Here is a 14804-nt window from a genome sequence, read left to right on the forward strand (position 1 = left end):
GGCGGCGGAGGAGGAGGCAGCTGGTAGGCACCTCAGCCCAGCACCCAGTGGCGCTCCACCGTCCAGCCCAGGAAGCACCGGGCCTGCGGGGGCGCGTTGCCCATCCTTCCGCCCCGCACCGCGTGGCGCAGTCCCACCACGGCGCTCCCCAGCCGCCGCGGGAGGTCCCCGCGCCGCTTGGAGAGCGTCTCGCCCATCCACTCGACGAAGTCGGAGTGGGTCTCCTCGGGCCGCAGCGAGAGGAAGAACACCATCTGCCGCCACGCATACGCGGCGTTCTTCACGTTCCGCAGCCTCCCGTGGAAGTGCGGCGGCTGCAATTCGAGCAGCTCGCACACCCGCGTGAAGCAGCGCCGCGCCAGGGAGTCGAGGTGCGGCTCCAATGGGGTACGCAGCTCCAGCCCCTGCACCAGCGTGGCCAGGTTGTGGGTCGTGAGAATCTGCGCCTGCTCGATGACGCGGCCGTTCGCCGCGACGCTCCACTCACGGGTCGGGCCGCCCGCGCGCTCGATGCAGAGCGCCGCGAAGCCCTGCGACGTGTTCTTGTCGTGGCGGGAGCGCTTGCCGTCGTTCATCGCCCGCAGCCGCGCGAACGGGATGTCGTAGTAGCGCTCGTACAGCGTCCCCTCCAGCAGCGTCCCCGCCTGCTGCGCCGCCTTCAGGAACTTCTCCGCGAAGTCGCCCATGAAGATGTCCGCCGCCAGCTCGTCCACCACGGGCACGGAGAGCTCCGCGCCCTTCAGCAGGGCATGGACCTCCTGCAGGAGCTTGTTCGGGAGGATGACCTCCGGGAACGAGGTGAGCGCCAGCAGCACGAGCTGCTCCAGGGTCTGCCGCGCCCGCGTGGTCTCCTTCAGGCCGGAGGTCCGGTGCGCGTCGACCGCCCTCACCCACGGCAGCTCCTCCAGCCGCACCTGCGACTCCAGGTTCAGCAGCAGCAGCGAGCGTCGTCGGCGGAACGCCGCGTAGAGGGACGCATACAGCGTGCGCAGCGACGGCTCGGTGATGCCGAGCGCCCGCACCTGCGAGGACAATTGCGGCACGACGCGGGCGAGCGTCTCACTGGAGCCGATGACACCGCCCTCCACGAGCGTCTCCACGGGGGCGTTCAGCGCGAGCTGGAGCTTGCGCTCGATGCTGGCCGGAACGGGGAAGCCGTCCACGGGCGCGGTCAGCGCCTCCAGCGAGTCGAGTCCCTCGTCACCGGGAATCCCCTCCAGCCGGCGCAGGACGGCCTGGGCGAACGACACCCTGTCGGGACGCTCCAGCTGACGCCGCTGGCTGTCGCGGAGCGCCTGGGTGCGCGCGGAGCCCGGCAGGCCACGCGCGCGGTCGATGTGCACGAGCGTGTAGCGCACGCGCTGCGACTGGCCGGGGTCGACGCGCGACCCCGCCGCGACGACAGCCTTCAGGATGTCATGCAGGCGTCCGAAGTTGAGCTGAGGCTTGCGCGGCCAGGCGCAGAGCGGGTGGGCGGCGAGCGCGGTCTGGATGTCGGAGAGCAGCGGGCGCGCGCGCGACGCGAAGTCCGCCGGAAGCTGGCAGAGGGGCTCGCCCTCCCGCACCGTCTCCGCCCACAGCGCGACGAGGCGGTCATAGAGCGGCGTCCACACCTGGGCCGACTCGCGCTGACGCTCGAGCGACTCACGGCGGCGCACCTTCGTGAGCGCCTCCCGGGTGTCGGCGACGTTGCGGACGTGGACGAGCGTGCCCACCGACTGTGGCTTCGTGTGCGGCACCGGGTAGAAGCGCAGGCGCGGCAGGAACGGCGCGAGGTCGTCGAGCAGCGCGCGGGCGCGGTCCCCCTCGCCATGGTCGAGCAGCCACGCCACGACGAGCAGCGCGCCCTCCTCGGGCACCTGGATGCGATAGCAGCCCGTCTGGAGCATCCGCCGCAGCTCCTCGAGGCCCGTGTCCCCCAGGTACCACGCGTTCAGCGCCGCCCTCGCGCCGTCCACGTCATGGATGCCGAGGCGCTCCAGGAGGGCATATTCGTGCGGTTGCAGCTCGCCCTCGGCCAGCAGCCGGCCGGTGGCGAAACCACCCTTCACCACCTCGAGCGTCGCCCAGGTGGGCACCTCTCGTACCGGCGCTCGCGAGCCGATGGACAGGGCGCCGCGCAGCATGCCGGAGAAGGTCTCCGTCCAGGCGCGCACCTTGTCCTCCGCGCGGGCGCGTGCCTTGGCGTCCGGGTGCGTCTCGCTCGTCCGGATGGCCTTCGCGAGCTGCCACAGCGGGTATTGCGTCCCCACCTCGACCCCACCCTCACCGCCTCGGTCCTTCCGGTCCATCTGGGCCCCCCTTTCCTGTACGTGCGCCGTCGAGCCTCCCGGCGCCACCATGGTGGCCGCCGCGAAGGGACGCGGTGGACGCGGTTTCACTGACGCCGCCGCATGTTAGCGCCAGGGAGGGCTTCCCGAAGGACAGCGGGGACCGGGGGAGGTGTCCCCCCGGCCCCGGGTGTGTGGACGCTCAGGGCTTGCCGAGGTTCGTCCAGGTGTTCGTGGCGGGCTCGTAGCGCTCGATGGTGTCGTCGGGGTTCGTCACGAAGAGGAAGCCGTTCGAGCTGAAGATGCGCGTCGCCGGCCCGTGGATGGCGTTCCACTGCGTGCCCGCGTACCTCATGACCCACGAACCATCCGGCCGCAGTCCGTAGACGTTGGCGCCGGCCGCGACGAAGCTCCGGCCGGACAGGCCGATGGGGGTCCACGTCGAGCCGCCGTCGTACCGCTGGATGGCGTCCTTGAGGTGGGTGAGGCGGTACATGCTCGTGCCACCGCCGATGAGCTCGCTGGCGCCGCCGCCCACCACGCTCCACGAGGCGCCCGCGCCGCTCCACCGCGCGGTGTAGTCATCCTGCCAGGAGCCGATGCCGAACACCGCCGAGGTGCTGGCGGCGAAGCGCGAGCCGGGCCCGCCGATGGTGGCCCACGTGTTGGCCACGGCGTCATACCGGGCGACGTTGCCGGTGGACGGGTCGGTGGCGCAGAGGGTGCCGGCGCACGCGAAAATCTGTCCGGCCGGCCCGCCGATGGCGACCCACCCGTTGCCCTGGAACTTCACCGGCGCGCCGCCGCCCGGAATCTGCCCGTAGAGCGTGTTGCCCACCGCGACGAAGGCCTGCCCCGGGCCGCCCACCAGCGTCCAGCCGTTGGCGTCACGCCGGTAGATGTCTCCGGTGGAGCGCTTGCGGGCGAACACCGTGCCGTTGGCGAGGCTGAGCACGTTGGTCGGCGCCTCGTAGAGCGACTGCGCGCCCTCGAAGTCCCACTGCGAGATGAAGTTCAGCGTGCGGGACGGGTCGAGCCACCCGCTCTCGGACGGGTAGTGCATGGCGCCGCGGCCGTCGTAGCAGGTCAGCGGCCGGTAGCTGCCGGTGGTGACCTTGCCGCAGCCCATGGCGGTGTCGTGCTCGTGCACGAAGCCCAGCGAGTGGCCGAACTCGTGGGTCAGCACCGCGAGCAGCTCCGCGTCGGTCCACTCGCCGATGGGGCCGAGCTCCAGGTACCGGGTGTTCCGGGCATAGTTGGGGAAGCCCATGCCGGCCCGCAGGCCCGAGAAGCTGAAGTTGCGCTCGACGTTGTATTTGACGTTGGTGTTGTTGCGGTTGCAGTTGATGGAGTCCTCCGCCTTGACGTGCACGAAGCGCACGTTGGCGGCGGCCTCCCAGCCGGACGCGGCGCGGTGCATGAACTCGACGAGGCGGTCGTACTGCGCGCCGAAGTCACCCGGCCGGATGCAGTAGCTGATGTTCCAGCGGTCGGTCCGGTTCCACGCGACGTCGGCCCCGGCCACCCGGAACACGGAGAGCGCGTTGGGGTTCCCGGTGAAGCCCTCCCAGTACTGGCGCACCGTCTCCAGGTCGGGCAGGCGCATGTCGCCCTCGACGAGGAACTGTCCGTCCTCCGTGGGGACGACGTGCTTCGCGCGCCAGGCCTCGAAGTCGGCCGCGGTGTTCTCCGCGGTGGAGGTGATGGCGTCCAGGTCGGGCCCGGTCTGCTCCATTCCCTCCGTCCCGCAGCCGCCCAGCAGCATTCCGAGTGCCGTCGCGGCAAGCGTGGCCGTCCGCCCCCACGGGCGTCGAGTGTGAGTCGTGAGCTTCATGTGAGAGTCCCCCGCGCCTCGAGGCCGTGCCCCGGCGCTTGTGGTGAGATGTCGCCGCGCCTGGATTCGCGCCGCGAATCGAGAACGAAGGGGGCTCGGGATATTCCCAGCGGGAAACGCGACGGAATTTCCCGGCCCGTGTCCTGGGGTCGTCGGACACACGCCCACGGAGACCGGAATGGATGCGAAGTTCCTGCTTGCCGCGCTGATGACCCTGCTGGCGAAGCCTGCGTCATCGGCTGGAATCCTGCTGAACGGCTACACGCACGAGGGCGAATGGGCGGGCGCGGTGACGCTCCACGCCGGACCCGAGGGCCGGGTGGAAGCGCTGAAGGACGGCGACTTCCTCTACCTGCGGCTGACGCGGGCGGGGCATCCCCTCTCCGGCGCCGACCTCTACGTGGGCCGGGGCAGCGAGCGCGCGTTCATGGTTCACGTCTCATCCGCCCTGTCCGAGGACGCGGACCTGTCCGGGCAGACGCAGTACGAGGCGGGAGTCTGGGGACAGAACCGCGACTGGACGGCGAACACCGTCACCGTCTACCAGGAGGATGGCAAGGTCCGGGTCGTCAACCCGGAGGCGCTCGAATACCAGTTCGCGCTCGGCAAGCTGCCGGCGAGCGGGGCCCGGTTGATGTTCGTGCTGAAGCGGCCGGAGACACGGCTCCCCGCGGAGGCGGACCTCCTGAAGACGGAGCGGTGGCTGCCGCTCGACCTCGCGCGCATTCCCCTGCGCGAGCCCGGCGGGAAGCCGTCACGCGAGAAGTGACCCGGCTACCACTGGACGTGCATGGTGCCGACGTGGCCCTGCTCGGAGATGACGGCGGGGCTGATGGTGCCGGTCGTCACGTCGCACTCATCGAAGAGGAGCAGGAGGGTGCCCTCCCACGCCGCGAAGGAGGCGGTGTCGAGCGTGGACGCGGAGCGCAGCTCCAGCGTCCCGGAGCGATGGGACTCACGCGTCCAGCGGAACGACAGGCCGGTGAAGAAGGGCCGGCACAGCGAATCCATGGCGGCGAAGAGGGCGGAGGGCGTCTTGCCGCTCAGCATGGTGACGGTCTGCATCTGCGGCTTGAGGAACTTCAGCGTCGTGCCGCGAGTGGCCTCATAGCCGAGGCGCCGGACGCCCTCGCGTCCCTTCAGGTTCATCACCGCGTGGAGGAGCGGGGAGACCGCGTCGATGTCCACCCAGGCGGAGTGCAGGGGCGGCGTGTCCATCAGCTTCGCGACGGGGGCCGGGACACGCTGGCGCACCTCCGCCCGCAGACCGAGCATCTCGAGCCCCGAAAGGTAGGACCGGAAGAGGCTGCCGGTGTACTTCCTGAATTGCTGCCCGCTCTTTTGCATGGACGGGTCTTCCTTACCCCGTGCGGGTACACAGACCAGCTTCGCCGAGTGCGCGCGGGGAGTTCCTTTCCGTTCGGCCAGACTGCCAGCCGGGCGCTCGGGCTCACGCGTCTCGATGGGGCTCAGCGAAGGTAGACGATGCCCCGCAGGACAAAGGCACCGCCGCCGATGGGGATACGTGCCTTCACCCGGGAGGGACGCTGGGGAATGAGGTGCGCGTCCTCGACACGCACGGCCGCCTCCAGGCCCGGAGGGCTTGCTTGGAGCAACGCCACGGCGGTCCCGTTGAAATAGACGAACCGGTTGCCGCAGCGGTGGAGCATGCGCCCCCGTGCGAGCGAACCCGTGCACCCCGCGGTGCCTTCGAGCGTGAAGCGCCCCTCGTCCACGAAGAGCCGTGGGCTCGGCTCACGCGGGGCTTCCCAGTCGAGGAGCACCTTGCCGGAGCGGACGTCCAGGAGCAGCACGCCGCTCATGTCCGCGACGGCGAGGACGTCCCCCTTCCGGAGCACCCCGACGACGAACGGAGGAACAGACGCACGCGGCCGGGAGCGGTACGCGTGAAGCTCCGACACGCACACCCCGCCGTCTCCGGCCGGGGCGCAGCCGCAGGGCTCCCGGTCAACCTCCCGCATTCGTGCCGGGAGCGGGACCGTCCAGAGCACGCGGTCCTTCGCATCGAGCCAGCTCACGGAAACGGCCTGGCAGACCGTCTCGGGCTGGGGACCGGCCTCCTCCAGGTCCCAGCGGAGGAAGGCACCCGTGCCCGCGCCCTGCGCGGAGGCCACGCCCGCCACCAGGAAGAGCACGAGGCCGCACCACCGCACCCTGCTCACGCCGACACCTTTCATGCGCGCCTCCGGTCAGGGCGTCCGAACGCACGGCGGCCCTGCTTATTCATTCACGCCGACGCCGGTACCACTGGCGAAGCTGCCGGTAGGTCTGCTTCACGGGAGGAGGCAGCGAGCCCGCCGCGCTCTGGCGGACCAGGGGCAGGATGTTGCCCTTGAGGCTCATGTGCCCTTCCCGGACGTCCCGGAGCAGTCGCGGGAACAGCCGGGCCCGCGTCACCTGGGCCGGCCGGGTCATCAGCGCCTGTGCCCGCGCCCTCCCCGCCCGCGCATCCCGGGCCAGCACATAGAAGGCCTTCACCGAGTGCGGGAAGAACGGGTCGAACACCTCATGGAGGCGCCGCTCCACGTCCGGCAGCCGCCGCAGGCCGTGCCGCTCGAACTGCCGCTCCCACCACTCCGTGTGGGCCCAGATGAGGTGACCCGAGGCGGGGATGGCCGGCGAGGTGTGCTCGGCGAGGAGGTACTCGAAGGGCTCGCGGGCCTCGAAGCGGGCGCGGTTCTCCTCGAACTCCAGCGGGAACTGCTCGCCGAAGACGCGGTCCTCGCCGAACGCGGGGATGACGAAGAGGCACAGGGCGTCCGGAGCGGCGACCTCCAGCACGGCGGCGATGTACTCGTGCAGGGCCTTCGGCGCCAGGTGCTCCCAGATGTCGAAGCCGCAGACCGTGTCGAAGCGGCGCCCTTGCGCGGCCAGGGCGCGGCAGCGCTCGCGCAGGTCTCCGGAGAAGAAGGCGTCGCGGATGTTGGGCCAGACGGAGGCGCGGATGTCCTCGCTGAAGTCCACGCCGGCCACCTCCACGCCCCGGTGCTGGAGCAGCGAGATGACGTCCCCGCGTCCACAGCCGAGGTCCAGCACCGACCGGGGTGACAGCTCGCGCACCAGCTCCGAGAGGAACCAGAAGTGGGTGACGCGGGTCGCGTCCTGCATCCCGCTGTGAGTGCGGTAGTACGCCTGGTCGTAGTAGCCGGAGTCGAGGATGTTGCTCAGCAGCTTCTCGAAATCCTCCGGGGCCTCGGCGTGGATGAGCGTGGCGGGCTGCCCGTGGTTGAAGAGCTTTCCATCAGCGAGGTACCGGGTGTCGATGAACTTCATGGCGCGAAAGATAGGCCCCCTGCCATGACCAAGGCCAGGACAGCCCGGTCCCCCGAGCCCCGCCCTCAGTCCCGCAGCCGCGCGGCGAGCCGGGTGAAGCGCTTCTGGGTCTCCCCGTTGCGCACGGCGATGCCCAGCGCCTTCTTGCTTCCCACCAGCACCACCAGCTTCTTGCCCCGCGTCACGCCGGTGTAGAGCAGGTTGCGCTGCAGCAGCGTGAAGTGCTGCGTGTGCAGGGGCAGCACCACGCACGGGTACTCACTGCCCTGCGACTTGTGCACGCTCGTGGCGTAGGCCAGCACCAGCTCGTCGAGGTCCGACCACGTGTATTCCACCGGCCGCCCGTCGAAGCGCGCCACCAGCGACTGCTCCTCCTTGTCGATGGCCTCCACCCGCCCGATGTCCCCGTTGAAGACGCCGAGCTCGTAGTTGTTGCGCACCTGCATCACCTTGTCGCCCACCCGGAACGTCCGGTTGCCCCGGGCCAGCTCCTCGCCGGTTGGATTCAGGTGCTCCTGCAGCGCGACGTTGAGGCTCGCCGTGCCGATGAGACCCCGGTTCATCGGCACGAGCACCTGCACCTCGTCCACCGGATGCAGTCCGAAGCGGCGGGGGATGCGCTCCTTCACCAGCGTCTTGAGCGTCGCCAGGATGGCCTCGGGCTCCTCCTTCTCCACGAAGTAGAAGTCCGCCAGCGCGTCCGCCGCGGGCACCTGCGGCATCTCCCCCTGGTTGATGCGGTGGGCGTTGGTGATGATGAGGCTCGCCTGCGCCTGCCGGAAGATGTGCTTCAGCCGCACCACCGGCACGTGCCCCGAGGCGATGATGTCCTGGAGCACGCTGCCCGGCCCCACGCTCGGCAGCTGGTCCACGTCCCCCACGAGCAGCAGCTGGCAGTGCGGGGGCAGCGCCTTGAGCACGTTGAGCATCAGCACGGTGTCCACCATGGACACCTCGTCCAGCACCAGCACGTCGGCCTCGAGCGGGTTGTTCCTGTCGCGCTGGAAGCTGTGCGTGCGCGGGTTGTACTCGAGCAGCCGGTGGATGGTCTCCGCCTCGCGCCCCGTCGCCTCGCCCATGCGCTTCGCCGCGCGGCCGGTGGGCGCCGACAGCAGAATCCTTCGGCCCTTCTTCTCCAGGATGGAGAGGATGGCGTTGACCAGCGTCGTCTTCCCGGTGCCCGGGCCGCCGGTGATGACCAGCACCTTGGCCACCATCGCCTGGCGCACCGCCTCCTTCTGCTCGGGCGCGAGTGTCAATCCCTGACGGCCCTCGAACCAGGAGATGGCCCGCTCCACGTCCACCTCCAGGGGCCGCCCCGGCCAGGCGGCGAGCGCCTTGAGGAGGTTGGCCACGCCGACCTCCGACACGTGCAGGGCCTTGAGGTACACCGCCTCGCAGGCGTCCTCGGGGCGGGGATGCGCGAGCGCGCTGGCCCCCTCCACCGTGAGGTACTCGGCGGCGCCGAGCCGGGTGATGGCCGCCTCCACCAACTCGGGCGTCACCTCCAGCATCTCCACCGTGCGCGCGGTGAGCTTGTCGCGCGGCGCGTAGAGGTGGCCCTCCTCGGAGAACTCGCGGAGCACGTGCAGCACGCCCGCCTCGGCGCGCTTGGGCGAGTGCGTGGGCACACCGAGCGACTGGGCGATGCGGTCCGCGGTGCGGAAGCCGATGCCATACACGTCGATGGCGAGCCGGTACGGGTTCTCCTGCACCACGGAAATCGCCTGGGCGCCGTACTGCTTGTAGACCTTCACCGCGAAGCTGGCGGGCACCTGGTGGGTTTGCAGGAAGACCATCACCTGGCGGATGTCGCGCTGCTCGGCCCAGGTCTCCACCAGCAGCTTGCGCCGCTTCGCGCCGAAGCCCTTCACCTCCGCGAGCCGCTCGGGCTTCGAGTCGATGATGTCCAGCGTCTCCATTCCGAAGTGCTGCACCAGGCGCTTGGCCATGGCGGGGCCCACGCCCTTCACCAGCCCGCTGCCGAGGTACTTCTCGATGCCCACCAGCGTCGCCGGCTTCACCGTGGCGAAGGAGACGACGCGGAACTGCTCACCGTACTTCCGGTCCTGCACCCACCAGCCGGTGAGGCGCAGGGACTCTCCCGGCTGGACGCCCAGGAGGTTGCCCACCGCGGTGATGGGGTCCTTGCGGCCGGAGATGGCCACCCGCACCACGCTCCAGGCGGCCTCCTCGTTGGTGAAGGTGATGCGCTCGAGGCTCCCCTCCAGGGTGGTGGTGGGGCGCGCGGGAGCGTTCGCCTCCAGGGACGCCGGGGCCCCGTCCCGCGCGATGGGGAGGGTGCCCCCCACGTCGGCGGCGTAACCCGGGCGGGGAGAAGAGGCGGACATGACCCTTGAAGTTAACAGGGCGGGCCGTCCTTGCCTCGACCGAGCTGAACGCCCGCCCTTCCCTTCCCGGCTGCCTGCCTGCCACCCGTCCAGCCACCGGGTGGTTCAGGGGAACCGCGGTCTCAGAAGGTGGTGATGGTCGGCGGCGTGGTGCTGGTGAAGAAGTTGGCGAAGCTCGCCGAGTAGAAGGTGCCCTGCCTGCCGTTCATCTTGCAGGCCATCGAGCCGGACACGCTGACGCCCGTGCCGGTGGAGTGGAGGCTGAGGTTGCCCGTGCTGATGCTGCCGGTCATGTAGTCGCAGAAGATGTCCGCGTTGCGCACGGTGGACAGCGACGTCGGATTCACGTGGCGCAGGCCGTAGACCTTCGGGGAGGAACCGGTCCAGCTGTTGCGCATCACCAGGCCCACGGCGAGCCCCTGGTCCGAGCCGACGATGGCCACGTGGCTGGGCGCGTCCAGCGGAACGGTGTGAATCACCTGCGAGACGCCCGTCGCCAGGGTGCAGGTGGCGCCGCCCGTGCGGGTCACCACGATGTTGTACGTCGGCGGCGCGGTGGTCACCTGGACCGACGCCACGGAGTAGTCACAGCCCTGGGACGTCGCCGTCGTCAGGCTCGCGGTCTGCTGCGCCAGGGACTCGCCCTGCTCCTGCTGCTCGTCCTGCGGACCACCACAGGCGGCGACGACGAAGGCGGAAGCCAGACACACCACGCGCGTGAAGTGATTCATTTGGGAGACCTTTCCTTTGCGGGGAAGGCCCATACGCTAGCAAGCAGGACTGACGGGACAAAGACACCCCTGTTGCATCTGCCATTGACGCGGGGCGGCGCATGTGTGCGGCGTGGTGTGAGTCTTGGGTGACCCGGGAAACACATACCTACAAGTCCCTCGGGCCAATGACAGGCGGGGACAGGGCGACGCTGTCCGGCGCGGCGCACATCGTCAGCGTGGCTCGCGCAGCAGGTGCTTCAGGTAGCGCCATTCGGGCACTGACCCGGCGCGCCCCGGGCTTGGAGGGCCCGGGGCGCGTGGGGTGATGCTCAGGGGGATTCCAGCTGGCAGTACATGTTGCAGCCGTCCCCGTTGACGGTGTTGCCGTCGTCGCATTCCTCTCCCAATTGGAAGACGCCGTCACCGCACGTGCGCACGCACTCGGTGCGCTGGGTGCTGAAGTTGTTGAGGGTGAGCCGGTAGCTGGACGCGGTCGTGTGGCGCTCGGCCTGGAACACCACCACCTCGTAGATGCGGCCCACCTCGAGGCCCAGCTGGCTGGCCCGCTGGGACAGGGTGATGGTGCCGTCCAGCGCGCCGTGGACGCCGCCCATGTCCAGCGCCAGCCTCTTGTTGATGAACACCCACACGTCATCGTCGCCGCGGAAGGAGAGCACCTCGGTGCCCTTGTACTCGAACCAGTAGCGGGCCTCGCTGGTGAAGCTGAAGTTGTGGCCGTTGGTGCGGGGCGGCTCGTTGCCGGAGGCCACCCAGCCCTTCCCGTCGAGCGGGAAGAAGGTCTGGCTGTCGAACACGTAAGCGCCGCTCGGCTGACGCGCGAGGACCAGCGTCTCCACCACGGTCTTGTTGACGTTGATCACGTCCCGGTACCACTGGTCGAAGGCCGCCCGGCCGTTGGTATTGGCGGAGCTCATGCCCTCCTTGGCGTAGACGGGCTTGCCGTCGTTGCCCAGGGTGGCCGCGACGATGCCCGTCTCATGTCCGCCGTTCTTGTTCTCGAAGTCGATGTGGCCGCGCGGCAGGCTGCCCGTCGAGGCGAGGTCATAGCCACGGAAGTCCCGGTAGACGATGGGAATGGACAACTGCGCCGGAGGATCGTTCTCGATGTTTTGGCAGACGAAGCCCTCCTCGAGCTGGCATGTCGGCGAGCAGCCGTCGTTGGCGCGCGTGTTGCCGTCATCGCACTCCTCGGTGGTGCTGTTGGGCAGAATCACTCCGTCGCCACACACCTCTTCGCATACACCGTTGTCGCAGCGGGGCTCGCGCGTGCACAGCGGCGTGCAGCCGTCGCCCAGGTTGTTGTTGCCGTCGTCGCACTGCTCGGTGCCTTCGCGAATCCTGTCACCGCAGACGGTGGGAACGCAGGCCTGGCCCGGGACGGGGCACTTGTAGCCGGACTCCAGGCGGCACGTGGAGTCGCAGCCGTCGCCGTTCACGGCGTTGCCGTCCTCGCACTCCTCGGCGCCCGCGATGAGGAGGTCGCCGCACGCAGCCGCATGGCAGGGGCCCCCGGTGGAGGAGCAGTTCCAGCCGGGCTCCTCCTGGCAGGTGGCATCACAACCATCTCCGCCAGCGGTGTTTCCATCGTCACAGGTCTCGGAGGGTTCGACCTGGCCATTGCCGCACACGGCCAACCGGACGCAGGGCTGGCCCTCCTCGGCACACGCCCAGCCCGGCTCGATCGCGGCACAGGTCGCCGAGCAGCCATCGCCGCCCACCGTGTTGCCATCGTCGCAGGCCTCCGAAGTCTGCTTCACGCCATCGCCACAGAGCGGGGCTCCCGCGTCGGTGCCCGCGTCGTCGCTGCCCGCATCGGCTCCGGCGTCGGTGCCCGCGTCATCGCTGCCCGCGTCGGTGCCCGCGTCATCGCTGCCCGCGTCGGTGCCCGCGTCATCGCTGCCCGCGTCGGTGCCCGCGTCAGCACTGCCTGCGTCGGTGCCCGCGTCGTCGCTGCCCGCATCGGTTCCCGCGTCGGTGCCTGCATCCTCACCGGCGTCAGTGCTGCCTGCGTCGTCGCGGCCCGCGTCGGTTCCCGGGTCCGTGCCCGCGTCGTTGCCGCCCGCGTCGCTTCCAGCGTCGGTGTCAGTCTGTGTTCCCGCATCGGAGCCGCTGTCCGGCGTGGACGCATCCCGCACGTCCGATGGCGTGCCCGCGTCCCGGTCACTGGAGTCGTCATCTCCACAGGCCGTCAGGCAGAGGAACAGGGCGGTGAATAGCGCACTGGCAAGTCGTCGGGGAACGGGCCGGGATGTCATGGGGTGCTCGGGGTGGGAGTGGTTGATGGCGGTTGGCTATTGTAATCCAGTTTCTGACAACCATTCGCGGAAGTGCCCTCCCGCGAGTTCCGGTCCGCCACGGGCGAGGCACCCGGGCGCTTCTTTGGGGCGGACTCCTGCTGCTGACAGTGTCGGGCAGCGACAGGTGTCCACCCCACCCTCCCGCGGTGGCGCGGCCCCGCCGGTATCATCGGGAGCATGAACATCATCCCTCTCCTGGAGGTGGAGCGGCGCCTCGAGCGGCGCGAGGACCGGATGGCCCTTCTCGACGAGCTCGGCAAAGGCTCGGAGCCGGAGCGCTGGCTCGGGAGGGCACTGCGGCGGGACCTGGCCTTCCTCGCGAAGCACCCGGACCTCACCTTCCCGTGCGTCTACCGGCTGGGTTGGTGGCACGACGCACCCGACGCCGGTACGTCGCTCCGGTCCGCTCCGCTGCGGCCCCTCCTGGAGGTGTGGCGGCGGGAGTGGGAGTCCCAGCGCCGGGGGCCCTGGCTGCGAGCCCTCCGGCCACCGGTGATACCCCTCGATTCACCCCTGCTCGAGGAGTACTGCGGCGTCGACTGGCGCGCCCCCGTGGCCTTCTCCCGGGACGACACCGTGGTGGGAGCCCGCGGTTCCCCGCCCGTCGCCTGGGAGCGCGAGAGCGGGAGGTGGCTGTCCGGAGACGAGGCCCGCGCGCGCATGGGCGCAGCCGAGTCTCCCCGCTACGCGTTCGGGGACCAGCCCTCGGCGGACTGCGAGTGGCTCTGCGACAACCTGACGGGCGAGACGATGGGTTTTCCCCTGCCCCTGCCAGGCTACATGTCCTTCAGACAGTACGCCGTCGAGCTCTCGGAGGGACGGGTGCTGGCGGCCGCCGAGAGCGACGATGGCGGGGGCGCGTTGTACCTGGTGGACTTCCGGAACAAGCAAGCGCTGTTTCAATTCGACGAGCTCGGCTGGCGCATCGACATGGCGGGCTCGCTGAACAGGCAGCTCGCCCTGGTTCGGGACGCGTGGGGCGACAGCTTCTTCCTCGAAGCGCTGGATACACCCAGGATGCATGGGCCGTTCCTCATCGGCCATGGACACAATGCGCTCTCTTCCCAGGGGCGCCTCGCGGCCACCGTGATGCACGGCGTGCTCCGTGTCTGGGATGTGCGGGACCTCTGGTCACGGCCGCGGCCACGGCCGCTGAGCCCTCCCTGGGAGCAGAGCGCCCGCTTCTCTTCCGATGGGGAACTCCTGCTCACGGAGAATCTGCTGTGTGATGCCCGGACCGGACAGGTCATCCAGACGTTCGATTTTTCCGAGAGGCGCGGGGTGTGGCTGGCGGGAAGGCCGCCGAGGAAGGGCCGGGCGCTGGTACGCGGCGGCTTCATTGAAATCAACGAACAGGGCGTCCAGAGGTGGGACGCGCGCGGTCAGCGCATCGTCCAGGACGGGGGCCGCGGTCATGAAATCCTGCCACATCTCGTGATTTCGCCGGACGGGACGCGCTACGCGTGGAGCCTGGGGCTCTACGGCCACCCCGAGGTCCAAATCCGGAGGCTGGAAGACGACCAGGAGCTGACATGCCTCCCGGGCTGGAAGATAGAGCCGCTGGAGTGGTCCCCCGGTGGAGAGCTCCTCGCCTCCCTCACGGGCGAGGGCGAGGTCCGGCTCCTCCCTGAGAAAGGACGGGAGCGGACCCTGGGAGCGCATCCGCACGCCACCCACGTCCGCTTCTCGCACGATGGCCGCCTGCTCGCAGCCCTCGACGATAAGCACGTGAAGATATGGGACACGCGGACGGGGCTGCTCCACGCGGAGAGCCTCCTGTCGGACCTGGGAGTCGAGAGCGCCAGGGACGCACTTCCGTTCGGCTGGGCCGGGTTCCACGAGCATGGGCACCCGTACGTGGGGCGCTTCGAGGGCGGGGTCTTCGAAATCACCTACGGCCAGGAGGGAACGACGGTGGCGCGAGTCCCGTCGGGCGAGCCGCTGATTTCGGACCCGACGGGCACCCGCTGGGCGGGCAGCACGAGTCACTACGCCCTGGAGGAGCGCTGACGTGGGGACGTCAC

The 14804-nt window shown here is 69.8% G+C and carries 10 protein-coding genes; 2 read left to right on the forward strand and 8 right to left on the reverse strand.

Annotated features, from left to right (window positions below):
• Positions 1 to 32 precede the first annotated feature (32 nt).
• Both HG543_RS23835 and HG543_RS23840 read right to left on the reverse strand, forming a co-directional pair.
• Positions 33 to 2291, reverse strand: a complete 2259-nt coding sequence (locus tag HG543_RS23835; RefSeq protein ID WP_169347143.1) for a hypothetical protein — start codon at positions 2289 to 2291, stop codon at positions 33 to 35.
• Between the two features lie 181 nt (positions 2292 to 2472).
• Complete coding sequence (locus tag HG543_RS23840; RefSeq protein WP_169347144.1) at positions 2473 to 4005, reverse strand: zinc metalloprotease; 1533 nt, start codon at positions 4003 to 4005, stop codon at positions 2473 to 2475.
• Between the two features lie 277 nt (positions 4006 to 4282).
• Here HG543_RS23840 and HG543_RS23845 point away from each other — a divergent pair, with 277 nt between their 5' ends.
• Positions 4283 to 4873, forward strand: a complete 591-nt coding sequence (locus HG543_RS23845; RefSeq protein WP_169347145.1) for a hypothetical protein — start codon at positions 4283 to 4285, stop codon at positions 4871 to 4873.
• A 5-nt stretch (positions 4874 to 4878) separates the two neighbouring features.
• On the opposite strand, the gene HG543_RS23850 is transcribed toward HG543_RS23845, so the two are convergent.
• The 6 genes from HG543_RS23850 to HG543_RS23875 all read right to left on the reverse strand — a co-directional run bounded on the left by HG543_RS23850 (position 4879) and on the right by HG543_RS23875 (position 12738).
• Entirely contained in the window at positions 4879 to 5451 is a 573-nt protein-coding gene (locus HG543_RS23850) for a hypothetical protein (protein ID WP_169347146.1), read from the reverse strand.
• A gap of 122 nt (positions 5452 to 5573) precedes the next feature.
• Positions 5574 to 6302 (reverse strand): hypothetical protein, encoded by a 729-nt coding sequence (locus HG543_RS23855; protein WP_169347147.1) that lies wholly within the window; start codon positions 6300 to 6302, stop codon positions 5574 to 5576.
• Positions 6303 to 6348: 46 nt separating this feature from the next.
• Complete coding sequence (locus tag HG543_RS23860; protein WP_169347148.1) at positions 6349 to 7398, reverse strand: class I SAM-dependent methyltransferase; 1050 nt, start codon at positions 7396 to 7398, stop codon at positions 6349 to 6351.
• A gap of 65 nt (positions 7399 to 7463) precedes the next feature.
• The gene (gene recD2, locus HG543_RS23865) at positions 7464 to 9749 is read right to left on the reverse strand and encodes an SF1B family DNA helicase RecD2 (protein WP_169347149.1); all 2286 of its coding nucleotides are present in this window, start codon (positions 9747 to 9749) and stop codon (positions 7464 to 7466) included.
• A 122-nt stretch (positions 9750 to 9871) separates the two neighbouring features.
• Positions 9872 to 10480: a hypothetical protein gene (locus HG543_RS23870; protein WP_169347150.1), complete on the reverse strand. Its 609-nt coding sequence runs from the start codon at positions 10478 to 10480 to the stop codon at positions 9872 to 9874.
• 311 nt (positions 10481 to 10791) lie between these two features.
• A complete protein-coding gene (locus HG543_RS23875) occupies positions 10792 to 12738 on the reverse strand; it encodes a DUF4215 domain-containing protein (RefSeq protein WP_169347151.1) in 1947 nt (648 codons plus the stop codon).
• Positions 12739 to 12957: 219 nt separating this feature from the next.
• Here HG543_RS23875 and HG543_RS23880 point away from each other — a divergent pair, with 219 nt between their 5' ends.
• Positions 12958 to 14790, forward strand: a complete 1833-nt coding sequence (locus HG543_RS23880) for a WD40 repeat domain-containing protein (RefSeq protein ID WP_169347152.1) — start codon at positions 12958 to 12960, stop codon at positions 14788 to 14790.
• Positions 14791 to 14804: the final 14 nt, after the last annotated feature.

This window comes from Pyxidicoccus fallax, from assembly GCF_012933655.1.
GTDB lineage: Bacteria > Myxococcota > Myxococcia > Myxococcales > Myxococcaceae > Myxococcus > Myxococcus fallax.

Excerpts from the sequence above, each read along its gene's own strand:
- HG543_RS23835 (WP_169347143.1), bottom strand. The coding sequence starts at position 2,291 with ATGGACCGGAAGGACCGAGGCGGTGAGGGTGGGGTCGAGGTGGGGACG.
- HG543_RS23840 (WP_169347144.1), bottom strand. The coding sequence starts at position 4,005 with ATGGAGCAGACCGGGCCCGACCTGGACGCCATCACCTCCACCGCGGAG.
- HG543_RS23845 (WP_169347145.1), top strand. The coding sequence starts at position 4,283 with ATGGATGCGAAGTTCCTGCTTGCCGCGCTGATGACCCTGCTGGCGAAG.
- HG543_RS23850 (WP_169347146.1), bottom strand. The coding sequence starts at position 5,451 with ATGCAAAAGAGCGGGCAGCAATTCAGGAAGTACACCGGCAGCCTCTTC.
- HG543_RS23855 (WP_169347147.1), bottom strand. The coding sequence starts at position 6,302 with ATGAAAGGTGTCGGCGTGAGCAGGGTGCGGTGGTGCGGCCTCGTGCTC.
- HG543_RS23860 (WP_169347148.1), bottom strand. The coding sequence starts at position 7,398 with ATGAAGTTCATCGACACCCGGTACCTCGCTGATGGAAAGCTCTTCAAC.
- recD2 (WP_169347149.1), bottom strand. The coding sequence starts at position 9,749 with ATGTCCGCCTCTTCTCCCCGCCCGGGTTACGCCGCCGACGTGGGGGGC.
- HG543_RS23870 (WP_169347150.1), bottom strand. The coding sequence starts at position 10,480 with ATGAATCACTTCACGCGCGTGGTGTGTCTGGCTTCCGCCTTCGTCGTC.
- HG543_RS23875 (WP_169347151.1), bottom strand. The coding sequence starts at position 12,738 with ATGACATCCCGGCCCGTTCCCCGACGACTTGCCAGTGCGCTATTCACC.
- HG543_RS23880 (WP_169347152.1), top strand. The coding sequence starts at position 12,958 with ATGAACATCATCCCTCTCCTGGAGGTGGAGCGGCGCCTCGAGCGGCGC.